Annotated in this window: 20 protein-coding genes; 11 read left to right on the forward strand and 9 right to left on the reverse strand. The window is 63.0% G+C overall.

All coding sequences use genetic code 11. From position 1 onward, the window contains the following. The first annotated feature begins 38 nt into the window (after positions 1-38). The 7 genes from DFO48_RS12930 to DFO48_RS12960 all read left to right on the forward strand — a co-directional run bounded on the left by DFO48_RS12930 (position 39) and on the right by DFO48_RS12960 (position 8,216). Complete coding sequence (locus DFO48_RS12930; RefSeq protein WP_114863654.1) at positions 39-1,601, forward strand: 3,4-dehydroadipyl-CoA semialdehyde dehydrogenase; 1,563 nt, start codon at positions 39-41, stop codon at positions 1,599-1,601. Positions 1,602-1,604: 3 nt separating this feature from the next. Then, entirely contained in the window at positions 1,605-3,167 is a 1,563-nt protein-coding gene (locus DFO48_RS12935) for a benzoate-CoA ligase family protein (RefSeq protein ID WP_003071958.1), read from the forward strand. 190 nt (positions 3,168-3,357) lie between these two features. Continuing rightward, complete coding sequence (locus DFO48_RS12940) at positions 3,358-4,521, forward strand: ABC transporter substrate-binding protein (RefSeq protein ID WP_003071960.1); 1,164 nt, start codon at positions 3,358-3,360, stop codon at positions 4,519-4,521. Between the two features lie 157 nt (positions 4,522-4,678). Continuing rightward, complete coding sequence (locus DFO48_RS12945; protein WP_003071963.1) at positions 4,679-5,551, forward strand: branched-chain amino acid ABC transporter permease; 873 nt, start codon at positions 4,679-4,681, stop codon at positions 5,549-5,551. 2 nt (positions 5,552-5,553) lie between these two features. Continuing rightward, positions 5,554-6,648, forward strand: coding sequence for a branched-chain amino acid ABC transporter permease (locus tag DFO48_RS12950; RefSeq protein WP_114863655.1), 1,095 nt, complete (start codon positions 5,554-5,556; stop codon positions 6,646-6,648). Positions 6,649-6,667: 19 nt separating this feature from the next. Continuing rightward, positions 6,668-7,411 carry an ABC transporter ATP-binding protein gene (locus DFO48_RS12955; protein ID WP_114863837.1) on the forward strand — a complete coding sequence of 248 codons (744 nt, stop codon included), beginning with the start codon at positions 6,668-6,670 and terminating at the stop codon, positions 7,409-7,411. Positions 7,412-7,514: 103 nt separating this feature from the next. Further along, entirely contained in the window at positions 7,515-8,216 is a 702-nt protein-coding gene (locus tag DFO48_RS12960) for an ABC transporter ATP-binding protein (protein WP_114863656.1), read from the forward strand. Positions 8,217-8,304: 88 nt separating this feature from the next. Here DFO48_RS12960 and DFO48_RS25155 read toward each other — a convergent pair whose 3' ends face one another. The 5 genes from DFO48_RS25155 to DFO48_RS12980 all read right to left on the reverse strand — a co-directional run bounded on the left by DFO48_RS25155 (position 8,305) and on the right by DFO48_RS12980 (position 14,651). After that, positions 8,305-8,490, reverse strand: a complete 186-nt coding sequence (locus DFO48_RS25155) for a hypothetical protein (protein ID WP_147282736.1) — start codon at positions 8,488-8,490, stop codon at positions 8,305-8,307. A 289-nt stretch (positions 8,491-8,779) separates the two neighbouring features. Next, positions 8,780-9,253 carry a PaaI family thioesterase gene (locus DFO48_RS12965; protein WP_114863657.1) on the reverse strand — a complete coding sequence of 158 codons (474 nt, stop codon included), beginning with the start codon at positions 9,251-9,253 and terminating at the stop codon, positions 8,780-8,782. 270 nt (positions 9,254-9,523) lie between these two features. Continuing rightward, the gene (locus tag DFO48_RS12970; protein WP_003071971.1) at positions 9,524-11,038 is read right to left on the reverse strand and encodes an acetyl-CoA hydrolase/transferase family protein; all 1,515 of its coding nucleotides are present in this window, start codon (positions 11,036-11,038) and stop codon (positions 9,524-9,526) included. A gap of 147 nt (positions 11,039-11,185) precedes the next feature. After that, a complete protein-coding gene (locus DFO48_RS12975; protein ID WP_003069662.1) occupies positions 11,186-12,508 on the reverse strand; it encodes a solute carrier family 23 protein in 1,323 nt (440 codons plus the stop codon). 232 nt (positions 12,509-12,740) lie between these two features. After that, a complete protein-coding gene (locus DFO48_RS12980) occupies positions 12,741-14,651 on the reverse strand; it encodes a radical SAM protein (protein WP_114863658.1) in 1,911 nt (636 codons plus the stop codon). Positions 14,652-14,793: 142 nt separating this feature from the next. Between DFO48_RS12980 and DFO48_RS12985 the strand changes: the two genes are divergently transcribed. After that, positions 14,794-16,881 carry an acetoacetate--CoA ligase gene (locus DFO48_RS12985; protein ID WP_114863659.1) on the forward strand — a complete coding sequence of 696 codons (2,088 nt, stop codon included), beginning with the start codon at positions 14,794-14,796 and terminating at the stop codon, positions 16,879-16,881. A gap of 71 nt (positions 16,882-16,952) precedes the next feature. Here DFO48_RS12985 and DFO48_RS12990 read toward each other — a convergent pair whose 3' ends face one another. Beyond that, on the reverse strand, positions 16,953-17,702 hold the full coding sequence (locus tag DFO48_RS12990; protein WP_003071980.1) for an enoyl-CoA hydratase/isomerase family protein: 750 nt from the start codon (positions 17,700-17,702) through the stop codon (positions 16,953-16,955). 149 nt (positions 17,703-17,851) lie between these two features. On the opposite strand from DFO48_RS12990, the gene minC reads away from it, so the two are divergent. Genes minC through minE form a run of 3 tightly spaced genes read left to right on the forward strand, consistent with a single transcriptional unit; the run spans position 17,852 to position 19,729 of the window. Next, positions 17,852-18,586, forward strand: a complete 735-nt coding sequence (minC, locus tag DFO48_RS12995) for a septum site-determining protein MinC (protein ID WP_114863660.1) — start codon at positions 17,852-17,854, stop codon at positions 18,584-18,586. 58 nt (positions 18,587-18,644) lie between these two features. Continuing rightward, complete coding sequence (minD, locus tag DFO48_RS13000) at positions 18,645-19,457, forward strand: septum site-determining protein MinD (RefSeq protein WP_003069672.1); 813 nt, start codon at positions 18,645-18,647, stop codon at positions 19,455-19,457. Positions 19,458-19,462: 5 nt separating this feature from the next. Next, positions 19,463-19,729 (forward strand): cell division topological specificity factor MinE, encoded by a 267-nt coding sequence (gene minE / locus DFO48_RS13005; RefSeq protein WP_003071985.1) that lies wholly within the window; start codon positions 19,463-19,465, stop codon positions 19,727-19,729. A 127-nt stretch (positions 19,730-19,856) separates the two neighbouring features. Here the strand turns inward: minE and gorA are convergent, their stop codons facing one another. The 3 genes from gorA to DFO48_RS13020 form a co-directional block, all read right to left on the reverse strand. After that, on the reverse strand, positions 19,857-21,221 hold the full coding sequence (gene gorA / locus DFO48_RS13010; protein WP_114863661.1) for a glutathione-disulfide reductase: 1,365 nt from the start codon (positions 21,219-21,221) through the stop codon (positions 19,857-19,859). A 129-nt stretch (positions 21,222-21,350) separates the two neighbouring features. Continuing rightward, positions 21,351-22,262, reverse strand: a complete 912-nt coding sequence (locus DFO48_RS13015; RefSeq protein WP_114863662.1) for a TauD/TfdA family dioxygenase — start codon at positions 22,260-22,262, stop codon at positions 21,351-21,353. A 131-nt stretch (positions 22,263-22,393) separates the two neighbouring features. Further along, positions 22,394-22,918, reverse strand: a complete 525-nt coding sequence (locus DFO48_RS13020; protein WP_114863663.1) for a flavin reductase family protein — start codon at positions 22,916-22,918, stop codon at positions 22,394-22,396. Positions 22,919-23,047: the final 129 nt, after the last annotated feature.

Below are 23,047 nucleotides of genomic sequence, written 5' to 3' on the forward strand. Positions count from 1 at the left end.
ATTTGATGCTGATCAGAACAGCACTTCAGGAGACCCCCATGACTGAGTTACTGGCCAACCATGTGGCTGGCCGCTGGCAAACCGGCAGCGGCCCGGGCAGTTTGTTACGCGACCCGGTACTGGGGGCCGAGCTGGTGCGTGTCGATGCCACCGGGCTTGATCTGGCTGCCGCCTTTGCCTTCGCACGCGATACTGGCGGCAAGGCGCTGCGCGCGCTGAGCTACGCGGAGCGCGCCAGGCTGCTGGCCGATATCGCGACCGTGCTGCAAAGCCGGCGCGATGCGTATTACGAGATTTCCACCGCCAACAGCGGCACCGTCAGAAACGATACCGCCGTCGATGTGGATGGCGGCATCTACACGCTGAGCCAATACGCCAGATGGGGGGCAGCGCTGGGCGCTACCCGGCACCTGAGCGATGGAGAGGCCGTGGCACTGGCCAAGGACGGCGTTTTTCTGTCAAGGCATATCCAGGTCCCGACGCGCGGCGTGGCGCTGTTCATCAACGCCTTCAACTTCCCTGCCTGGGGGCTGTGGGAAAAAGCGGCTGCGGCCCTGCTATCGGGCGTGCCCGTCATCGTCAAGCCGGCCACGGCCACCGCCTGGCTGACTCAGCGCATGGTCAAGGATGTGATCGATGCCGGCATATTGCCGCCGGGAGCGCTGTCCATCGTCTGCGGCAGTGCCGCCGGCTTGCTCGATCAGCTGCAACCCATGGATGTGGTCTCCTTCACAGGGTCTGCGGACACGGCTGCGACCATACGCTCGCACGCGGCCATCAGCCGCCATTCGGTGCGCAGCAATATCGAGGCCGACAGCGTGAACTGCGCGCTGCTGCTGCCCGGCCATGGCCCGGACAGCGAAGCCGCCGCCTTGCTAGCGCGTGAAGTGGTGCGCGAAATGACGGTCAAATCCGGCCAAAAATGCACGGCCATACGCCGCGTGCTGGTGCCGCAGGCCCTGTATGACAACCTGGCCCAGGCCATCAGTGCGCAGCTGGCGAAGATCTCCGTGGGCAACCCGCGCAACGACGCCGTGCGCATGGGATCTCTGGTCAGCCGCGAGCAGTACGACAGCGTGCAGCAAGGCCTGGGCCGCTTGCTGGAACACACCACGGTCCTGCATGACGGCCGGCGCAATGCGCTGCTCGATGCCGACCCGGCGATTGCCGCCTGCGCCCAGCCCGTGCTGCTGGGAACACAGGACCCCGATGGCAGTGCACTCGTGCATGACATGGAAGTCTTTGGCCCCGTGGCCACGCTCCTGCCCTACCGCGATCTGGCCCATGGCCTGGCACTTGCACATCGCGGACAGGGCTCGCTGGTCTGCTCAATCTACGGCGATGACGACAAGGCACTGGCCGCAGCCGCCACCGATCTCGCAGCCAGCCACGGCCGCGTGCACGTGGTCACACCCGCTGTCGCCAAGCTGCATACCGGTCACGGCAATGTCATGCCCCAGTCCCTGCATGGCGGTCCGGGCCGCGCCGGAGGCGGCTCCGAACTCGGCGGCCTGCGGGCTCTGGATTTCTATCATCGCAAAAGCGCCATACAAGCTGCACCGCAGGTTCTGCAGGCACTGGCCGAAACGACGAAAGCATGAGCCATGACCGACTTCAGCCAGCCCTTCAACTTCGCCCAGCATCTGTTTGAGATCAACCAGGGCCGGGGTGACAAGAACGCCTACACCGATGACCAGGGCACGCTCAGCTATGCGCAGTTGCAGGAGCAGGCGCGCCGCCTGGCGCATGGCCTGCTCGCCGCCGGCATCCATCGTGAGGAGCGCGTGCTGCTGGTCATGCACGATATGCGCGAGTGGGTGATCTCCTTTCTCGGAGCCATGTACGCAGGCGTGGTGCCGGTGGCGGTGAATACCTTGCTCACTGCTGCCGACTACGCCTATATGCTCGAGCATTGCCGTGCGCAGGCGATTTTCACCAATGGCGCGCTGGTTCCCGTGGTGCAGCAGGCCCTGGAGCAGGCGCAGCACGAGGTCAACCATATCTGGGTCGCCAGGCCCGATGAAGCACCGCAAGGCCTGCCACCGGCCTTCGAGCCGCTGCAGCCCTGGCTGCAGCAACAAACGCCGCTGGCCCATGCCGCCAGGACCATGGGCGACGACCCCGGCTTCTGGCTGTATTCCTCAGGCTCCACCGGCAAGCCCAAGGGGGCAGTGCATACCCACGCCAACCCCTACTGGACGGCCGAGCTGTATGGCAAGCCGGTGCTGGGCCTGAGCGAAAGCGATGTCTGCTTTTCCGCCGCCAAGCTTTACTTCGCCTACGGTCTTGGCAACGCCCTGACATTCCCTTTGAGCGTAGGCGCCAGCGTGGTGCTGATGGCCGAGCGCCCCACGCCGGAAGCCACCTTCAGGCGCTGGACCGAACACCAGCCCACGGTGTTTTTCGGTGCGCCGACGGGCTTTGCAGGCATGCTGGCTCACACCGCCTTGCCGGCACGCGAACAGGTCAGCCTGCGCATGTGCTCCTCGGCCGGCGAAGCCCTGCCGGCCGAGATTGCCCAGCGTTTCAAGACCCATTTCGGTGCCGATATCGTGGACGGCATCGGCTCCACCGAAATGCTGCACATCTTCATCTCCAACCGCCCGGACGACATACGCTACGGCAGCACAGGAAAGCCTGTACCAGGCTATGTGGTGGAGTTGCGCGGCGAGGACGGCCAGCCCGTGGCCGATGGCGAGATTGGCGACCTCTACATCAAGGGCCCGAGCGCCGCCCTGATGTACTGGGCCAACCGTGACAAGACACGCGACACCTTCCAGGGCGTCTGGCTCAAGAGCGGCGACAAATATGTGCGCGATGCAGAGGGCTACTACACCTATGCAGGCCGCAGCGACGACATGCTCAAGGTAAGCGGCATCTATGTCTCGCCCTTCGAGGTCGAATCCACGCTGCAGCAGCACCCCGCGGTGCTGGAAGCGGCCGTGATCGGCGTGACCGACGAGCAGGGCCTGACCAAGACCAAATCCTATGTGGTGTGCAAGCCCGGGCAGAGCGCCAGCGAGGACGAACTCAAGGCCTTTGTGAAGAGCCGGCTGGCCGCCTACAAATACCCGCGCTTCATTGAATTTGTCGATGAGCTGCCCAAGACCGCAACCGGAAAGATCCAGCGCTTTCGCTTGCGTGAGCTGGAATCCAAGCCACGCTAATTGCTTATCGCAAGGTTGCAAGAAGCTATCAAAACAGTAGTCACAAACTAGGGCAATCGCTGGTATTGCTTTAAACCTAAAGTTGTTAGAGTGCGCTCGTGCATCAGTGCCAACCCCAGCACCACAGCCAGTCATAACCGTTGATCTGAGAGTAAGCCGGCATTCGTCCATCAACCAGCAGGAGACAAGCATGAGCAAGCAATGGGCAATATGGAGCGCAATCGCACTGGCTGCCGCCGCAAGCGGCAGCAGCGCCATGGCGCAGGAGAAGATCAAGGTCGGCTTCATGCTGCCTTTCAGCGGCACTTATGCAGCGCTGGGCGTGGCGATCGAGAACGGCTTTCGCATGCAGGTAGCCGAGCAAGGTGGCAAGCTGGGCGGACGCGAGATCGAATACTTCAAGGTCGACGACGAATCCGATCCCGCCAAGGCCACGGACAACGTCAACCGCCTCATCAAGCGCGACAAGGTCGACGTGATCATCGGAACCGTGCACTCCGGCGTGGCCATGGCCATGGCCAAGGCCGCCAAGGAAAGCGGCACCGTGCTCATCGTGCCCAATGCAGGTGCCGATGCAGTCACCGGCCCCATGTGTGCTCCGAATATCTTCCGCAGCTCCTTCTCCAACTGGCAGACGGCCTACCCCATGGGCGTGGTAGCGGCCAAGGAAGGCAAGAAAAATGCCATGACCCTGACCTGGAAGTACGCTGCCGGTGAAGAGGCCGTCAACGGCTTCAAGGAAGGCTTCGAGAAAAGCGGCGGCAAGGTCAGCAAGCAGCTGACGCTGCCGTTTCCCAACGTCGAATTCCAGGCTCTGCTGACCGAGATCGCAGCGGCCAAGCCCGATGCGGTGTTCTCCTTCTTTGCGGGCGCAGGTGCCGTGAAATTCGTCAAGGACTATCACGCCTCGGGCCTGTCCAAAACCATTCCGCTCTACGGACCGGGCTTTCTGACCGACGGCACGCTGGACGCTCAGGGCGAAGCCGCCCAGGGCATGCTGACCACGCTGCACTATGCCGACGAACTGGGCACGGCGCGCGACCAGGCCTTCCGCACCAATTACGCCAAGAACTACAAGCTGCAGCCCGATGTCTATGCCGTGCAAGGCTATGACGCTGCGCAGATGCTGGCCGTGGGCCTGAAGGCGGCCGGCGGCGACATCGGCAAGAAGGATGTCTTCCGCACCGCCATCGAAAAAGCCACGATTGCCAGCCCGCGCGGCGACTTCACCTTGAGCAAGGCACACAACCCCGTGCAGGACATCTATCTGCGCAAGGTCGATGGCAAGGAAAACAAGAAGATCAGCGTAGCGGTGAAGGCGCTGGCGGACCCGGCCCGCGGCTGCCGCATGTAATAGACGCAGGCCCTGCCGCCCTGGATACGTCGCAGCTCTGCGCTTGCCGCACCTTCGGTGCCGGCCCAGACAGAGCGCCTCGTCTCCAACGCGAATCCGTGATTCGCCGGGCGGTAGCTGCCGCTGCTTCAGCCCTCCCGCTTCAACAAGGATTGCCGTGGATCTCGCCACTTTTCTGGTGCAGTGTCTGAACTCTGTTCAGTACGGACTGCTGCTGTTTCTGCTGGCCTCCGGCCTGACGCTGATCTTCGGCATCATGGGGGTGATCAACCTCGCCCATGGCAGCTTCTACATGATCGGTGCCTATGTGGCGTTCTCGCTCGCACCTTATCTGGGCCAGCATTTCATCGCCATGCTGCTGGTCGGCGTGGTGCTGGCTGTGGTGCTGGGCTATTTTCTCGAATGGGCTTTTTTCAGCTTTCTCTACGAGCGCGATCACCTGCAGCAGGTGCTGATGACCTATGGTCTGATCCTCGTGTTTGAAGGCCTGCGCGCCATCCTTGTGGGCAACGATGTGCATGGCGTGGAAAAGCCGGCCTGGCTGGCTGGCAGCTTCCCTCTGATGGGCATGATGCAGTACCCCTGGTACAACGTGTTTGCCGCCGCCGCCTGCCTGCTGGTGGCGCTGCTGATGTACTACACCGTCAACCGCACGCGTCTGGGCATGATGATTCGCGCCGGTGCCAGCAACCGCGACATGGTGCGCGGCCTGGGCATCAACATCAAGCGCCTGTACCGCATCGTTTTCGCCGTGGGCGTGGCCCTGGCAGCCCTGGCCGGAATGATTGCTGCTCCCATGAGTTCGGTCTATCCGAACATGGGCTCCAGCGTGCTCATCATCTGCTTTGTGGTGGTGGTCATCGGCGGCATTGGATCGATTACCGGCGCGCTGATTGCCTCGCTGCTGGTGGGCTTTGTGGATACCTTCGGCAAGGTGTTCTTTCAGGAACTCAGCGGCATGAGCATCTATCTGCTGATGGCCGTGATCCTGGTATGGCGACCTGAGGGTTTGCTCGGAAAACGGAGCTGAACATGAGCAATACATCCTCCACTCCCTTGCCCAATACCAACCAGGCTTACGCCGAGGCTCCTGCAGTCACCAACCAGAGCCGCCCCATACGCTCCAGAAGCCCCTGGGTGAGCACGGCGCTGCCGCTGGCCGCCGCAGTGCTGCTGGCGGCCGCCCAGCCCTTCTGGTCGGCCTATCTCTCCGATCTGGTCGTCAAGATCATGATCCTGTCCATCTTTGCACTCAGTCTTCACATTCTGGTGGGCGGCGCTGGGCTGGTCAGCCTGGGCCATGCGGCCTACTTCGGCCTCGGCGCCTACGCGGCGGTGAAGGCCGCCGGCCAGGACGGCAGCAACTTTCTCATCATGCTGGGCGCCGCCGTCGGTGTCTCTGGCCTGTATGCGTTGGTGGTCGGCGCCCTGAGTCTGCGCACCAAGGGCGTGTACTTCATCATGGTCACGCTGGCGTTCGCGCAACTGGCGTTTTTTGTCGTGCACGACGTGGGCTACTTTGGCGGCAGCGACGGCATCTACCTGATGCAGCGACCGGCCATTGGAGCACTGGACATGGAGAGCAGCACCACGCAGTACTACGTGGTGCTGGCAGCCCTGGCGCTGGTCTACGCCTTCATCGCCATGCTGCGCCACTCTCGCTTCGGGCATGCGCTGGCCGGTATCCGGGTCAACGAGCAGCGCATGCGCGCTGCCGGCTTCACCACCTACGGTTACAAGCTCGCCGGCTTTGTGATTGCCGGTGCGCTGGCGGGGCTGGCGGGCTTTCTGCTGGCCGCACGCGATGCCGTGGTCAACCCCGAGCTGCTGGCCTGGCACCACTCCGGTGAAGTCCTGCTGATGCTGATTCTGGGCGGCGTGGGTTCGCTGCGCGGAGCGGTGCTGGGCACCATCACCTTTGTGCTGCTCAAGGAGCTGCTGAGCACCCATGCCATCGTGGGCAATGCCGCGGATCACTGGCAACTGACGCTGGGCCTTGCCATCATCGCGCTGGTCGCGCTGCTGCCCAAGGGGCTGGTAGGCATCAACGACAAATGGCAGAAGAAGGTAGCAGCGCAGACGGATAAATCGCCAGCAGCTATCGAGCAAGGAGCAGACCGTGGTTGATACAGGCAATGCTCCCAAGATGTCCGTGCGCGGCCTGACGCGGCGCTTTGGCGGGCTGGTGGCCGTGAACAATGTGGACCTGGATCTGCACCAGGGCGAGGTCCATGCCGTCATCGGCACCAACGGCGCAGGCAAGTCCACGCTGATCAACATGCTCTCAGGCGAGATAGCGGCCAGCAGCGGCAGCATTGCGCTTGAAGGCCGGGACGTCACCCAGATGCCGCAGCCGCAGCGCGCCAAGGCCGGCATCGGCCGCAGCTACCAGCGCACCACCATCTTCCCCGAGTTCACGGTGCTGGAGAACTGCCGGCTCACAGCCCAGGCCCAGGCGCTGCCCAGGCCCTGGCGCATCTGGGAGTCGGCCCAGCATTGCGCGGCCAGCATGCAGCGGGCGCAATCTGCACTGAATCGCGCCGGTCTTGCGCAGCAAGCTGCGCGCATTGCCGGCAGCCTGAGCCATGGTGCCAAGCGTCAGCTGGAGGTCGCCATGTGCCTTGCCACGGCGCCGCGTGTGCTGCTGCTGGACGAACCTCTGGCAGGCATGGGCGCCGAAGAGACAGAACGCATGCTGGAGCTGCTGCAGGAGCTCAAGTCCGCGCATGCCGTGCTGCTGGTGGAGCACGATATGGATGCCGTTTTCCGCATTGCCGATCGCATCACCGTCATGGTCAACGGCAGCGTGGTGGCCACGGGCACGCCCGATCAGATTCGCAACGACCCGGTCGTGCGCACCGCCTATCTGGGAGAGGACGAGCATGCTTGAAACAAGGCACCCCCTGAGCGGCTCTGCCGCTTCCCCCTCTCTCGCTGCGCGGGAGGGGGACGGCACAAACACGCGCCCACTTTCCGGGGCTTCGAACCATGCCATGTTCAGCCTGCAGGAGGTGCACAGCTTTTACGGCGACAGCCATATCCTGCACGGCGTCTCGCTGGATCTGCCTCAGGGCCAGGCCGTGGGCCTGCTGGGCCGCAACGGCATGGGCAAGACCACGCTGATCCGCACGCTGATGGGCTATGTGGCGGCGCGCTCGGGCAGGGTGTTTGCCGATGGCAAGGAAGTCACGAATTCCGCCCCCGAAAGAATGGCGCGTCTCGGCATTGGCTATGTCCCCGAAGGGCGCGGCGTATTCCCCAACCTCTCCGTCAAGGAAAACCTCTTGATGAGTGCCAGAGCCGGCCTGGACGACAGCCGGGGCTGGACCTACGAGCGCGTGCTTGAAACCTTTCCTCGCCTCAAGGAACGTCTGTCCAACGGCGGCGATCAGCTCTCGGGCGGCGAGCAGCAGATGGTCTCCATCGGCCGCGCGCTGATGACCAACCCGCGCCTCATGATTCTCGACGAAGCCACCGAGGGGCTGGCTCCGCTGGTGGTGGCCGAAATCTGGCGCGTGATTGCCCAGATCCGCGAGACCGGCATCTCCACGCTGATCGTGGACCGCGACTACAAAAAGGTGCTGGCCCATACCGACAAGGCCGTGGTGATGGAAAAAGGCCGACTGGCCTTGCAGGCTGAGTCTGCGGATCTGCAACAGCAGCCGGAGAAGTTGTCGGCGTTACTGGGGGTTTGAGCGGGGAAAGGTTTTGCGTCTTTCTTACATGGCAGAGTTCTTCTCTTTGATATGAGGCAGAGGGCGGGTCTCGGCCCGCCTCGCCGACTTACTTTCTTGCTGGTGACGGAAGGCCGCCCCCAAGAAAGTAAGCAAAGAACAGCCCCTGCTGCCCAAGTCCCTCCGCTGCGCTACGGGCAACCTGCGCCGTCAAAATGGGCAATAGCAGAGCTTCTTTATCAAACTGATAGCTGTTACCGCAATCTGTATAAGCGCTAGAAGCCAATTTCGTCATGACTCTTGCAGGCCGTCCGACCCTGCTTTCACCCGTCTGGCTGCGCCTGCGGCACGCAGCTCAGGCTGCGGCAACGTGTTTGAGCGGAGTGCGCCAGCACACAGCGAGTTTTGCCGCACCGCGGTCTGAATTGCGTGACACAGGTTTGCCCGGAGCGAAGCGCAGGGACGCAGACATCCGGGTCGCATTCTTTGGGTTACGTTTCTTGTGCGAGCAAGAAAGGTAACTCGCCTGCCGGGGCGAGTCCCGGCCTCTGCCCTAAAAACAAAGCGGTCTCACAAACCAAAACCTACTGCACCCCGCCCAACGAAGCCGCATCCAGTCGCACATTCTTTGCGGCATCTGGCGGCAGGATCGCCATCGTCAGGCTGCAGTTGCAGGTCAGCTTGCCTTCCTCATCGCGCAGCTCCACCGCCCAGACATGCGTGGTGCGCCCCAGGTGCGTGGGCCGCGCCGTGGCGGTGATCCAGCTGCCCTTGCGGCCTGCGCGCACATGGTTGGCGGTCACGCTGAGGCCCACGCAGCGGTAGCCTTCTGGAATGCTGCAGGCCGCAGCCATCGACCCCAGCGTCTCGGCCAGCACCACGCTGACGCCGCCGTGCAAGATGCCGTAGGGCTGGCAGGTGCGTTCATCCACATGGATGCGGGCGCGCACATAGTCGTCGCCGTATTCGGTGAACTCAATGCCCAGATGGGAAATTGCAGTGTTTGCGCTGCCTGCGTTCAGCGCTTTCAGATCGAGCTCTCGGGTCCAGATCGCCATACCAGTCCTTGTGGTGCATGAAAAAAGGACGCTCCTTGCAGAGCGTCCTTCGATGCTAAGGACTTGGAGCAACAGACGCCAGCACCAAGCGGACTAGGCAGCAGCTCCCAGTCAATGCCTCAAGCCATGTGGCATAGCGGACAGTGCACCCACACCCCGAGTCAGAGACACCAAGCAAGGGCCTAGGCGGCCCCGCCGCCCCGCAGCGAGGGTGTCGTCCCCCTTGGGGGAAGCCGCGGAGCCTCCCGGCGCAGCGGCTCAGGGGGTAGCTCAGCTACGCATATCGCCCTTGTCCATGAAGCGCTGATGCCAGGACAGCGCCTCGGTCAGGATGTGCGGCGTGTGCTGCGCACCCTGCTGGCGCGAGCGGTCGAAGTAATCCTGCAACTGGGCCCGGTAGTCCGGATGGGCACACTTGTCGATGATGACTTGCGCACGCTGTTTGGGCGACAGGCCGCGCAGATCGGCCAGACCCTGCTCGGTGACGATGATCTGGGTGTCATGCTCGGTGTGGTCCACATGCGAGCACATGGGCACGATGCAGCTGATCTTGCCGTCCTTGGCCACCGAAGGCGTGACAAAGAAGGACAGGTAGCCGTTGCGGGCAAAGTCGCCCGAGCCACCGATGCCGTTCATCATGCCCGTGCCCATGACATGGGTGGAGTTGATGTTGCCGTAGATGTCGGCCTCGATCATCGAGTTCATGGCGATGATGCCCAGGCGGCGCACCAGTTCGGGATGGTTGGAGATTTCCTGCGGGCGCAGGATGATGCGCTCGCGGTAGAAGTCGATGTTGTCCTCGAAATCCTTGTAGGCCGCGGCAGACAGCGAGATGGAGGTGGCCGAGGCCTTGCTCATCTTGCCAGCGCGCAGCAGATCCAGCATGCCGTCCTGCAGCACTTCGGTAAAGCCCAGCAGGTTCTCGAACGGGCCGGTCAGCAAGCCTGCCAGCACGGCATTGGCCACATTGCCCACGCCCGACTGGATGGGCAGCATTTCCTTGGGCAGGCGGCCCATCTTCATCTCGTGGGCCAGGAAGTCGATGATGTAGCCGGCTATTCTTTGGGAGTTTTCGTCCGGTGTGGCAAACACATTGTCGCGGTCTCCCTTGTGGGTCTCTACCACGGCGACAACCTTGGCGGGGTCCACCTTCAGGTAGGCATCGCCGATACGGTCGTCGGCATGCGTCATGTTGATGGGCATGCGGCGCGGCGGGATGGCCGTGCCGTAGTAGATGTCATGCATGCCCTCCATCCGGGCGGGCGGCTTGGTGTTGACCTCCAGAATCACCTTGTCGGCGATCTCCAGCCAGGTCTTGTTGTTGCCCACGGCCGTCGACGGGATCAGCAGGCCGTCGGCAGTCACGCCCAGCACCTCGATCACGGCGATGTTCATATGGCCCAGAAAGCCGAACCAGGCATGCTGCGCCACATGGGACAGGTGCATGTCGATGAAGTCGATCTCACCCGAGTTCACGGCCTTGCGCGCGATGGGATCGGTGTTGAAGGGCAGGCGCTGACCCAGGGCATGGGCTTCGGCCATCACGCCGTCGCACTCGGCGGCGGTGGACGCGCCGGTCCAGACATTGATCTTGTAGGGCTTGCCCTGGGCATGCTCGGCCTTGGCGCGGGCCGCAATGGCCTGGGGCAATGCCTTGGGGTAGCCGGCTCCGGTAAAGCCGCTCATGCCGACATTGACACCGTGGGGAATCAGGGCGGCGGCCTCTTCGGCCGTCATGACGCGCGAGAGGAATTCTGGGTAACGTACGCGATCTGCGATGGACATTGCATGCTCCAACTAAAAAAAACCGCCCGGGTAGGGCGGCATATCTCCAGCGAGAAATGTTACCAGCGCGGAACATTAATACCGGAACTCTCGGCAAAGGCCCCGCGCTGCTGTCAGGGGAATGTTCCCCCGATTACATGTTGGCACTCACTTAGCCTGTACCTTGGTTTCAGATTTGCGCTCGCCCATGGTCAGCAGTGCGTACAGGATGATGGCGCCGAAGGTGGCGCAGCCAATGCCGCCCAGCGCGAATTCGCCGAACCTCAGCGTGAATTCTCCGGTGCCCAGAATCAGGGTGATGGCAGCCACGATCAGATTCTTGGTGTCGGAAAAGTCCACCTTGTTGTCCACCCAGATCTTGGCGCCGGCAATGGCGATCAGGCCGAACACCACGATGGAGACACCGCCCATGACGGGCAGGGGAATGGCCTGGATCAGCGCACCGAACTTGGGCGAGAAGCCCAGCAGCACGGCCAGCAGGGCCGCCACGAAGAACACGGCCGTGGAGTAGATGCGGGTCGCCGCCATCACGCCGATGTTTTCGGCATAGGTGGTCACACCCGTGCCGCCGGCTGCGCCGGAGACCATGGTGGCAACGCCGTCACCGATGAAGGCCCGGCCCATGTACTGGTCCAGGTTCTTGCCCGTCATGGCAGTCACGGCCTTGATATGGCCCAGGTTCTCGGCCACCAGGATGATGACCACGGGCACGATCAGCAGCATGGCGTTGCTGGTGAACACCGGTGCATGGAAGCTGGGAATGCCGAACCAGGCGGCATTGAGCACGCCGCTCAGATCCACGGGCTTGCCCCAGCCCAGGCCGTTGGTGAAGACGGCGTAGAGCACGCTGGCAATGATCAGGCCAATCAGAATCAGCAGGCGCTGCAGCATGCCGCGCGTGAACACGGCCACCAGCGCCACGGAGACAAAGGTCAGCGCCTGCATCCAGGACTCGAAGTTGTTGGAGGCCATGTTCTTGATGGGAATCGAGGCCAGGTTCAGGCCGATGATGGCCACCACGGCGCCCGTCACCACGGGCGGCATGAAGCGTTCGATCCAGGCCGTGCCCACCATCTGCACCAGCAGGCCGACCAGCATGTAGACAAAGCCGCAGGCAATGATGCCGCCCAGCGCCACACCGATATTGGCGTTGGCAGGACCCTGGCTGGCCACATAGCCGGTGGCGATGTTGACCACGCCGATGAAGGCAAAGGAAGAGCCCAGATAGCTGGGCACCTTGCCGCCGGTGATGAGAAAGAAGATCAGCGTGCCGATGCCGCTCATCAACACCGCCAGATTGGGATCGAACCCCATGAGGATGGGAGCCAGCACCGTGGAGCCGAACATGGCGATCACGTGCTGGATACCCATCAAACCGGTCTGCGTCCAGGGCAGTCGCTCATCTGGGCCGATGACGCCACCGCCCTGCAAGACATCGGACGATCGCTCCGTCCATTGAAACATTCCCATCCCATCGCTCCTTGGAGATATAAAAAACGGAGCAGATTATGGCAAGCAGTGCTTGCCCGCTGGGGCCGTGCAAGCACTGGTAAACCAGGGACTGTGGTCTCTCGCACACGCAGGAAAACGGCTGCGCCAGATCAAACTATCAAATACATAGCTTGCAGCGCAATGCCTTCAAAGAATTAATCAATAAACAGATCTAATGTTGTTTATCAGCAAGCGCTAGCAGCTATCAAATTCACTGCTTCTGCTGCAGCGCACGTGCAATGCGGTCGCGCTTGACCGTGGGCTTGGGCACCTTGAACGGGAACCACATGCGCACATCCTCCTCCAGCCCGATGCCGTGCATGAAGTTGTAGATGGCCTTCTTGAGCGCCGCGCCCAGTGCGTCGTGATCGACGCCCGTGGGATCGATGAAGGGGCGGTCGTTCTTGGCAAAGTTGCCCTCGGGCAGCGGCGGCAGCTCGATGCCGTATTCCTCGGGGTTGAGACCCACGGGCGAGTGCACAGTACAGCTGAAGCGGTGAAAGAAGCCACTTTGAATGCAGCCGTTGAGAAACAGCTGGCGCACATACTCGAGCGCGTCCACCGTGTCCTGCACGGTCTGCGTCGGAAAGCCGTACATCAGATAGGCATGGACCAGGATGCCGGCCTCCGAGAACGCCTTGGTCACGCGTGCCACCTGGTCCACGGTCACGCCTTTTTTCATCAGCGCCAGCAGCCGGTCGGAAGCCACTTCCAGACCGCCGGAGATGGCGATGCAGCCGCTGTCGGCCATCAGCTCGGCCAGCTCTGGCGTGAAGGTCTTCTCAAAGCGCACATTGCCCCACCAGGAGATGCCGGCGTTGCGCGCAATCAGCTCCTGCGACAGCGCCTTGAGAGCCTTGGGCGGTGCGGCTTCATCGACAAAGTGAAAGCCGGTCTGGCCGGTCTCGGCGACGATGGCCTCGATGCGGTCGGCCAGCACGGCGGCGCTGGCGCCCTCGTAGCGGCCGATATAGTCCAGGCTCACATCGCAGAAGCTGCACTTCTTCCAGTAGCAGCCATGGGCCACGGTGAGCTTGTTCCAGCGCCCGTCGCTCCACAGACGGTGCATGGGGTTGAGCATGTCCAGCAGCGACAGGTATCTGTCCAGCGGCAGGCCATCCCAGGTGGGCGTGCCGACCTCGGCAAACGCAATGTCGGACTCCATCATGTTCACGTACTGCACCTTGCCGTCGTCGCCGCGCACAAAGGTGCGCACCAGGCGCGATCTGCCGCGCTCGCCGCGCAGATGCTCGAGCAGCGCCAGCAGCGGGCGTTCCCCCGCATCCAGCGTCACGAAGTCGAAGTAGTCGAACACGCGCGGCTCTGCCAGCTCGCGCAGCTCGGTGTTGACAAAGCCGCCGCCCAGCACGGTGGCAATCTGCGGGAAGCGCCGCTTTATGGTCTGGGCAATGCGAAACGCCGCATAGGCCGAGCCCGGAAAGGGCACGGACAGCAGCACCACCGTGGGCTGGTGACGCTCCACGGCCTCCAGCGTCAGGCGCTCCAGCACCTCGTCCACCAGATTGGGCTCTGCCGCAAGGGCATTGGCCAGCGGATCGAAAGTGGGCTGGCTGCCGGCCAGCGACTCGGCATAGCGCACGAACTCGAAGCGCTCGTCCACGGCATCGCGCAGCACATCGGCCAGATCGTTGAGGTACAGCGTGGCCAGATGCTTGGCCTTGTCGTGCAGTCCCAGGGCCCCGAAAGCCCAGCCCAGCGGATCGCCGCCTTCCTCGTCCTCGTACACGTCCAGCGTGGCAAAGCGCGGGCCTTCGGGCAGAAAGTGGCGCCCCACGATGCGGTGGGCCAGCGTGGAGTCTCGCCCCTGCAAAAAGGCAATCGTGGGCGCAATCGTGGCCAGATAGCGTTCCTGCTGCGCGACAAAGGACTGCACGGCAGGCGTGTGCTGCTTGGCAGGCAGGCTCTGGATGCGTTCGGCCACGGCGCGCAGGCCATCGGGCGAGAGCAATTGCAGCACCAGAGCCAGCGCCAGGTCTTCCTGCATGGCGGTGATGCCGCGCGAGCGCAGAAAGCCGGTCAGATAGGCCGTGGAGGGGTAGGGAGTGTTGAGCTGCGTCATCGGCGGAATGACGGCCAGCACGCGGGTGGGCAAAGCGGACATGGGGTGCGGGTCGCCGGCATGCGCCGTTGACGGTGTAGACAGGCCCTGATTATCGGTTTGACCGCGCATCCGTGCTGCACAGGTGACATCTGCGGGGGCCACCACCAATGACTTGCACGGACTGCAGCGCTAGGCTGAGGCCATGTCCTGTGCCTCCCCAAACACCGCCCCCTATATTCCCCAGATCCGGCTGTACCAGAACTGGCTGCGTGAAACGCGCGGCCTGAGCTTCGCCGACTACGACGCGCTGTGGCGCTGGTCGACCAGCGATCTCGATGCCTTCTGGCAAAGCATCTGGGATTACTTCGACCTGCAGTCGCCCACGCCGCACAGCGCGGTGCTGGCCAGCAACACCATGCCCGGCGCTCAGTGGTTCCCGGGCGCGCAGGTGAACTATGTGCAGCAGGTGCTGCGGCATGTCCAGCCGGCCCATGCCGCCGGCATGCCGGCCGTCATCAGCCGCAACGAGCAGGGCCTGCAGCGCGAGCTGAGCTGGCCCGAGCTGCAGCGCCAGGTGGCGGCCCTGGCCCTGCACCTGCGCGCGCAGGGCGTCGCCAAGGGCGACCGCGTCGCGGCCTATCTGCCCAATATTCCCGAGGCCATGGTCGCCTTTCTGGCCTGTGCCAGCCTGGGCGCCATCTGGAGCATCTGCGCACCCGACATGGGCACCCATGCCGTGCTCGACCGCTTCAAGCAGATAGCGCCCAAGGCGCTGATCGCCGTGGACGGCGTGCATTACGCTGGCAAGGACATAGACCGCCGCGAGGTCCTGCAGGAGCTGCGCCGAGGCCTGCCCAGCGTGCAGCACGTGGTGCTGGTGCCCAATCTGGATACCTCGATAAAGATAGCTGACACCGCAGACTACACCAGCGTTACAGCGAGAAATGATGCAGATACCGCTGCCTTTGAGCCCGAATGGCTGGCGTTCGACCATCCGCTGTGGATCGTCTACTCCAGCGGCACCACCGGCCTGCCCAAGCCCATAGTCCACGGTCATGGCGGCATGGTGCTGGTGGCCCTGCAACTCAAGGGTCTGCACAACGACATCGGCTGCAGCTACGAGCCCAACAGCTGGGGCGAGCGCTACCACTGGTACAGCTCCACGGGGTGGGTGATGTGGAATGCCCAGGTCTCGGGCCTGCTGGGCGGCACAACCTGCGTGATCTTTGACGGCAGCCCTGGCGGCAGCAAGGACAAGCCCGACTGGGGCACGCTGTGGCGCTTCGCGGCAGAGACCGGCGTGACCAGCTTTGGCTCAGGCGCGGCCTTCTACGCCAACTGCATGAAGGCCGGTATCGATCTGCCCGCCTGCGGCGATCTGTCACGCATACGCGGGCTGGGCAGCACGGGCTCGCCGCTGTCTGCCGAAGTGCAGCAATGGGGTTCAGACCAATTCGAGAAACTGGGCCGCGCCAATATTTGGTGGAACAACCTGTCTGGAGGGACAGATTTTGCTGGTGCCTTTATCGGTGGCAACCGCGATCTGCCGCTGGTGCCCGGCGTCATGCAATGCCGCCAGCTGGGCGCGGCCGTCGAAGCCTGGAACGAAGAGGGCCTGCCCGTGATGGACGAGGTCGGCGAGCTGGTCTGCACCCAGCCCATTCCGTCCATGCCGCTGTTCCTGTGGGGAGACACGGACGGGAAAAGATACCTGTCCAGCTATTTCGACATGTATCCCGCCGGTCATGGCCGCCAACCCGGCGGCGGCGACGGCCCGCAAGAGATGGGGCCGGTCTGGCGCCATGGCGACTGGATCAAGCTGCTCGGCGAGGGCGGCTGCATCATCTACGGCCGCAGCGACGCCACCATCAACCGCCACGGCCTGCGCATGGGCACCAGCGAGATCTACAGCGCCGTAGAGGCCCTGCCCGAGGTGCTGGACAGCATGGTGGTGGACCTCGAATATCTGGGCAAGGACAGCTATATGCCGCTGTTTGTCGCCCTGCGACCCGGCGTGGAGCTGGATGCGGCCCTGCGCGAGCGCATCAACAAGGCCATCCGCTCGGCGCTGTCGCCCCGCTTTGTGCCCGACGATATCTTCGCCGTGGCCGAGATACCGCGCACGCTCAGCGGCAAGAAGCAGGAGCTGCCCATCAAGAAGCTGCTGCTGGGCCAGCCCCTGGCCAAGGTGGTCAACAAGGACGCCATGGCCAACCCCGGCTGCCTGGACTGGTATGAGGGCTTTGCCAGGGAATACCTGGCCAGGGCCGAAGCAGGCGCGGTGTCCTGACGCGGCAGGCGCGGAGCAAGGGCCTGGGCGGCCCCACCGCTTTGCAAAGAAATGCCGTCCCTTCTTGGGGCTCAGTGCCCCTGAAAGCGGGCGGCTCTTTTTTCGCGCCAGGCCGCACCGCCTTCCTTCAGATCGGCCGACTCGATGGTGGCCTGCACGGCGGCATCGATGGCGGCCCTGTCATGCACGCCGCGAGCAATGGCGTTGAGGTGTTTCTTCATGCCCAGCAGCGCCAGCGGCGCCATGCCGGCCAACGTAGTCTGCAGCTGCACCACGTGCTCGCAGATATCGGTGCCGTCCACCAGATCGGTCAGAAAGCCGCAGTCCTTCATGGCCTGGGCCTGCAGCTTCTCGCAGCTCAGGAACAGGCGCTTGGCCGTATCCAGGCCCAGGCGGGTCACATAGCGCTCCAGGCCCGAGCGGTAAAAATGCAGGCCCAGCCGCGCGGCAGGCATGAACATCTGGCTGTTGCCCCCACCGACGCGGAAATCGCAGGCCAGCGCCATATCGGTGGCGCCGCCAAACACGCCGCCCTGAATCGCGGCGATGGTCACGGGGCGGCAGTTCTCGATGGCGTCCACCATTTCACCGAAGGAGCTGCCCTCGTTCTGGCTGTTGGCAATCTCGCCAATGTCATAACCGCTGCAGAAATGCTTACCCACCGCCTGCAGCGTCAGCACCAGCACCGCAGGGCTGGCGTTGACCTCATCGATCTGGCGGCGCAGCACGATCAGGTCTTCGGGCAGCAGTTTGTTGGCAACTTCGGGGCGGCGCAAGGTGATGCTGGCACAGGCGCCCTGGATCAAAAGCTCTGGAGACATGACTGTATTTTCATCCAGACCAGCACAAACAGAGGCCTCTGAGGTGCATCAAGTGTTGCAGTGCAAACACTCGGTGACCATATCTTTTGCCGGTAGGCAGGTACACTTTGTCGTCCTCATAGAGCACCTGATGTGCGCTGATCCCATCCATGTCTGTTGAATCGACCGGCGCCGAGCGCCCCAGCTTTGACCTCAAGAGCGCACAACTGCCGGTGCTTTCCGTGGTACTTCGCAGCACCGACATGCAGGCGCTGGCCCAGGATCTGGCCCGCCGTCTTGCCGACGACCCGGATTTCTTCGACAACGACCCCGTGCTGATCGATCTCAGCCAGGTGCGCGAAGCAGAGGAAGAAATCGACTTCCCGGCCCTGGTCGAGGCCCTGCGCAACCACCGCACCGTGCCCGTTGCCGTGCGCAGCGGCAGCGAGGCCCAGATGGAAGCAGCCAAGGCCCTGGGTCTGAGTGCAGCCCCCGATGCCATGCTGACGCGCCGCGCCGAGCCCCAAGTCCACGAAATCATTCGCGAAGTGGAGGTCGAGGTGCCTGCTCCGCTGGCCGATGCCGTCATCGTGGATAGGCCGTTGCGCTCGGGCCAGCGCGTCTATGCCAAAGGCACCGACATTGTGGTTCTGGACATGGTCAGCTATGGTGCCGAGGTGATTGCAGACGGCAACGTCCATGTCTATGCGCCTCTGCGCGGCCGCGCCGTGGCCGGGGCCAGCGGCAATACCAGCGCAAGAATTTTTAGCACTTGCATGGAGGCGCAACTGCTTTCCATCGCAGGTATCTACCGCACAATTGAAACCGATCTCCCCAAAGAAGTCGCCGGCAAAGCAGCCAAGGTGCGCCTGGAGGGAGAAAGCATCGTTATCGAGCCGGTATGAGAGACACACCGGACACCCTATCAACCTGCCCCATTTGTCTTAAAGGAATCGTGCAAACATGGCCAAAATCGTCGTCGTGACCTCCGGCAAAGGCGGTGTCGGCAAGACCACCACCAGCGCCAGCTTCGCATCCGGCCTCGCACTGCGCGGCCACAAGACCGCAGTGATTGACTTCGATGTGGGTCTGCGCAATCTCGATCTGATCATGGGCTGCGAACGCCGCGTGGTCTATGACCTCATCAATGTCATCCAGGGCGAAGCCAATCTGAACCAGGCCCTGATCAAGGACAAGCAGTGCGAGAACCTGTTCGTGCTGGCCGCCTCGCAGACCCGAGACAAGGAAGCCCTCACGCAGGAAGGCGTGAAGAAGGTGCTGGACGACCTGTCCGCCATGGACTTCGAGTTCATCATCTGCGACTCGCCCGCCGGCATTGAAAGCGGTGCGCTGATGGCCATGCACTATGCCGAAGAGGCCCTGGTGGTGACCAACCCCGAAGTCTCTTCAGTGCGTGACTCCGACCGTATTTTGGGCATGCTCAGCTCCAAGACTGAGCGTGCGGTCAAGGGCGAGCGCATCAAGGAGCATCTGCTGATCACGCGCTACAACCCCAATCGCGTCGAAGACGGCCAGATGCTGTCGCTGGAGGACATCCAGGACATTCTGCGCATCGAGCTGATCGGCGTGATCCCCGAATCCGAAACCGTGCTCCAGGCCTCCAACCAGGGCATTCCCGCCGTGCACATGCAGGGCACGGATGTGGCCGAGGCCTATCAGGATGTGGTGGCACGCTTTCTGGGCGAAGAAAAACCCATGCGCTTTACCGAAGCCGTCAAACCCGGTTTCTTCAAGCGCATGTTTGGCGGGAGGTAAGCCTTATGTCCATGTTGTCGTTTCTGCTCGGGGAGAAGAAGAAGTCCGCTTCGGTCGCCAAGGAGCGTCTGCAGATCATTCTCGCGCGCGAGCGCGTGGGCGGCGAAAGCGGCAAGCCCGACTATCTTCCGGCCCTGCAAAAAGAGCTGATGGCCGTGATTTCCAAGTATGTGGACATCAACCCCAATGACATCAAGGTACAGCTGGAGCGCCAGGAAAACCTTGAGGTTCTGGAAGTCAAGATCGAGCTGCCGGACGCCGCGCGCGGCTGATGCCGACTCACTCTCTCAAGCGTATGCATGACGCTTGATGGATAAGAAATGGGCCTGAATAGGCCCATTTTTCATTGCGGTGTCGCCCTGCGCGCCCCGCAGTGCGAACTGCGCGGAGTGTCGTTTCTTATTCGCGCACCGGCTCCCGCATGGTCACCAGCTCCTCGGCCACGGTCGGGTGTATGCCTATGGTCGAATCGAACTGCTGCTTGGTCGCGCCGCATTGCAGCGCCACGGCAAAGCCCTGCATCAGTTCGCCCGCACCCTCGCCCACCATATGCACGCCGCGCACGCGCTGGTCGGCCGTGGAGACGATGAGCTTGAGGAAGACATTCTCGGGCTCGGCCCCCATGCGGTTGGTCAGCGGCCTGAAGCCGGACTGGAAAACCTGCACCGCACCGAAGCGCTCGCGCGCCACCTCCTCTGACAGGCCCACGGTGCCCACCTGCGGATGGGAAAACACCGCCGTCGGCACCAGCTCGTAGTCGGGAGCGCTCTTGCCGCCCTGGCCGAACAGGTGATGGGCGAGCACTGTCCCCTCGGCCAGCGCCACGGGCGTCAGAGCCATGCGATCGACCACATCGCCCACGGCATGGATGGATGGCACATTGCTGCAGAAATGCTGATCCACCTCGATGGCGCCCTTGTCGTTGACCTTGACGCCCGCAGCCTCCAGCCCCAGCCCTTGGATCAGGGGCACGCGACCCGTGGCATACATCACGCAGTCCACGACCAGTTGCTCGCCGCTCTTGAGCTGCAGATGCAGGCCGTCCGCCTGCTTGTCAATGGCCTGAATTTCATCCTCCCAACGGAAGTTCACGCCCAACTGGGCCATCTCCTGGCCCAGATGCAGACCCAGGTCTGCATCAAAGCCGCGCAGCAGCTGCTGGCGGCGGTGCAGCAGGGTCGTCTCGGCGCCCAGACCGTTGAAGATGGAGGCGAACTCCACGGCGATATAGCCTCCGCCCACGACCACCACCCGCCTGGGCAGATGCGGCAGATGGAAGGCCTCGTCAGAGCTGATGGCATGCTCCACACCAGGAATATCGGGCAGGCTGGGCGTTCCGCCCGTTGCAATCAGGATATGGCGGGCATGGATGGTCTGGCCGTTCACCAGCACGCTGTGCGGCCCCGAGAGCGCCGCACGGCCGTGGACAAGGGTAATGCCTGCGCCGGCCAGCATGCGGCCGTAGACGCCGTTCAGGCGCTCGATTTCGCGGTCCTTGTTGGCAATCAGCGTGGGCCAGTCGAACTGGGGATGCTCCAGCTGCCAGCCAAAGCCCCGGGCCTCCTCGGCCAGCTGGCTGAAATGCGCGGCATGGCTGAGCAGCTTCTTGGGGATGCAGCCCACGTTGACGCAGGTGCCGCCCAGTTGGGCAGCTTCCACCACAGCCACACGGGCCCCCAGACCGGCTGCCACACGGCTGGCGCGCACGCCGCCCGAGCCACCGCCTATGACCAGAAAGTCGTAATCAAAGTCTTGTTGCTGCATGTTCTGTCTCGCTGTTTGGGAGGTTCAAAGCAGATGCTTGCTGCTTTGAACTCTACAAGACAAGACTGCCGCAGGTGGTTTAACGCAGCGTTAAACCACCTGCCCGACCCAGTTTGATTGGCGGGCGGCTCAGAACGGTTTGTCGCCCATGACCGTGGCGCGGTGCATGCGGCGCACGGCCGGGAAATAGTCCTGAATCGCGTAATGCTGGGTGGAGCGGTTGTCCCACATGGCGATGGTGTTGGGCTCCCAGCGCAGACGCATCTGGTATTCCAGAATCGCGGGCTGGCGCAGCAGATAGTTCATCAGATCCTGTTGCTGGGCATGAATTTCGTTGGCCGAGCGGAAGCTGGCAAAGTTCGAGCTGAAGTTGGCGAAATGCGTGACGAAGGTCTCGTTGACGTAGAGAATCTTCTGCCCGCTTTCGGGGTGGGTACGCACCACCGGGTGCACCACGGGCGGGTATTTGCCGCGGGCCTGGGCCTGCTCTGCAGGCGTCATGCGCGCACCGAACGAGGGCAGGATGTCATGCACGGCGTACAGGCCGGTAATCTGCTGCTTGCGCGCCTCGGGCAGCTGCTCGTAGGCCTGCTCCATATTGATCCAGACCGTGTCGCCGCCGACCTCGGGGCACTCCACGCAGCGCAGCACCGAGGCCATGGAAGGCCTCTCGCGCCAGGAGACATCGGTGTGATAGACGTTCTCGGTGCCAGGGATCTTGCTGTTGCCGCCGAGAAGCACCAGCTCGGCATGGTCGGGGTGATGGGGAAATACCGGATGAAGCTCCAGCTCGCCGAAGCAGCGCGCAAACGCCACATGCTGGGCAGGCGTGATGTTCTGCTCGCGAAACACCAGCACCTTGTGCGCCACCAGCGCCTGGCGCAGCTCGCGCGCCTGCTCCTCGCTCATGGGCTGGCGCAGGTCTATGCCCGAAACCTCCACGCCTATGGCGGGAGAGATGCGCCTGAGCTCGATCCCCGTGCTGCTTGCCGCGGCCACCTTGCGCTGGGTATGGGCCGGCCTGTCTTCGCAATCGATCATGATGTGTCTCCAAAGCGTTGCAACCACTGTCCTCGGGCCTGACACAGCAGGCCTGGGGGCAATCTAGGGCGGGCCTTGGAGATCGGTATCGTTCAAGCCGACTAGGTAGGGTTCCCAGTCGGCAGCAGGCACTACCTGACGAAGCCGTGGGCGTGCATATGGCCCGAGTGGTAGAGCAGCGGTGCGCGGTCGGTATGGTGCTCGCAGCGATCCACCTCGCCAATGAAGAGCAGATGATCGCCCTCCTCATGCTGGCGCAGATTGCGGCATTCGAAGACGGCGCTGCAGCCCTCCAGCAGCGGCACACCATGCTCGGAGTCATGATGCGGCGTATGGCTGAAACGGTCCGCACCCTTGCGTGCAAACAGCTCGGCCAGCGGCTTTTGCGAAGCCGCCAGCACATGAATCGCGTAATGCGTGCTGTGGCGGAACACGGGCAATGAGTTGGCCTTCAGACCCAGGCTCCAGAGCACCAGCGAGGGTGCCAGCGACAGCGCGTTGAAGGAGCTGACCGTGGAGCCCACTGCATGGCCCTCTGCACTGCGCGCCGTGATGATGGTCACGCCGGTGGCAAATTGCCCCAGCGCATCGCGAAATTCGCGCTGCGAGAAAGGCAAGGCCGAACGCAAGACGGAGGTAGGCAAGGCGGAGTTCACGAAATTCAGAGCTCAGGTCAGCGCCCACAACGGTGCGCCACGGTTCAAGATCAGCAGATCCAAAGAGCATCTGCAGGACTTGATCAATTATCAACTTGAACCTTGCCGGTCACAATCCGTAAGGGCTTA

This window comes from Comamonas sp. AG1104, from assembly GCF_003350425.1.
GTDB lineage: Bacteria > Pseudomonadota > Gammaproteobacteria > Burkholderiales > Burkholderiaceae_C > Comamonas > Comamonas testosteroni.

Bases quoted from the DNA above. Each gene is read 5' to 3' on its own strand.
- DFO48_RS12930 (WP_114863654.1), top strand. From the start codon at position 39: ATGACTGAGTTACTGGCCAACCATGTGGCTGGCCGCTGGCAAACCGGC.
- DFO48_RS12935 (WP_003071958.1), top strand. From the start codon at position 1,605: ATGACCGACTTCAGCCAGCCCTTCAACTTCGCCCAGCATCTGTTTGAG.
- DFO48_RS12940 (WP_003071960.1), top strand. From the start codon at position 3,358: ATGAGCAAGCAATGGGCAATATGGAGCGCAATCGCACTGGCTGCCGCC.
- DFO48_RS12950 (WP_114863655.1), top strand. From the start codon at position 5,554: ATGAGCAATACATCCTCCACTCCCTTGCCCAATACCAACCAGGCTTAC.
- DFO48_RS12955 (WP_114863837.1), top strand. From the start codon at position 6,668: ATGTCCGTGCGCGGCCTGACGCGGCGCTTTGGCGGGCTGGTGGCCGTG.
- DFO48_RS12960 (WP_114863656.1), top strand. From the start codon at position 7,515: ATGTTCAGCCTGCAGGAGGTGCACAGCTTTTACGGCGACAGCCATATC.
- DFO48_RS25155 (WP_147282736.1), bottom strand. From the start codon at position 8,490: ATGACGAAATTGGCTTCTAGCGCTTATACAGATTGCGGTAACAGCTAT.
- DFO48_RS12965 (WP_114863657.1), bottom strand. From the start codon at position 9,253: ATGGCGATCTGGACCCGAGAGCTCGATCTGAAAGCGCTGAACGCAGGC.
- DFO48_RS12970 (WP_003071971.1), bottom strand. From the start codon at position 11,038: ATGTCCATCGCAGATCGCGTACGTTACCCAGAATTCCTCTCGCGCGTC.
- DFO48_RS12975 (WP_003069662.1), bottom strand. From the start codon at position 12,508: ATGGGAATGTTTCAATGGACGGAGCGATCGTCCGATGTCTTGCAGGGC.
- DFO48_RS12980 (WP_114863658.1), bottom strand. From the start codon at position 14,651: ATGTCCGCTTTGCCCACCCGCGTGCTGGCCGTCATTCCGCCGATGACG.
- DFO48_RS12985 (WP_114863659.1), top strand. From the start codon at position 14,794: ATGTCCTGTGCCTCCCCAAACACCGCCCCCTATATTCCCCAGATCCGG.
- DFO48_RS12990 (WP_003071980.1), bottom strand. From the start codon at position 17,702: ATGTCTCCAGAGCTTTTGATCCAGGGCGCCTGTGCCAGCATCACCTTG.
- minC (WP_114863660.1), top strand. From the start codon at position 17,852: ATGTCTGTTGAATCGACCGGCGCCGAGCGCCCCAGCTTTGACCTCAAG.
- minD (WP_003069672.1), top strand. From the start codon at position 18,645: ATGGCCAAAATCGTCGTCGTGACCTCCGGCAAAGGCGGTGTCGGCAAG.
- minE (WP_003071985.1), top strand. From the start codon at position 19,463: ATGTCCATGTTGTCGTTTCTGCTCGGGGAGAAGAAGAAGTCCGCTTCG.
- gorA (WP_114863661.1), bottom strand. From the start codon at position 21,221: ATGCAGCAACAAGACTTTGATTACGACTTTCTGGTCATAGGCGGTGGC.
- DFO48_RS13015 (WP_114863662.1), bottom strand. From the start codon at position 22,262: ATGATCGATTGCGAAGACAGGCCGGCCCATACCCAGCGCAAGGTGGCC.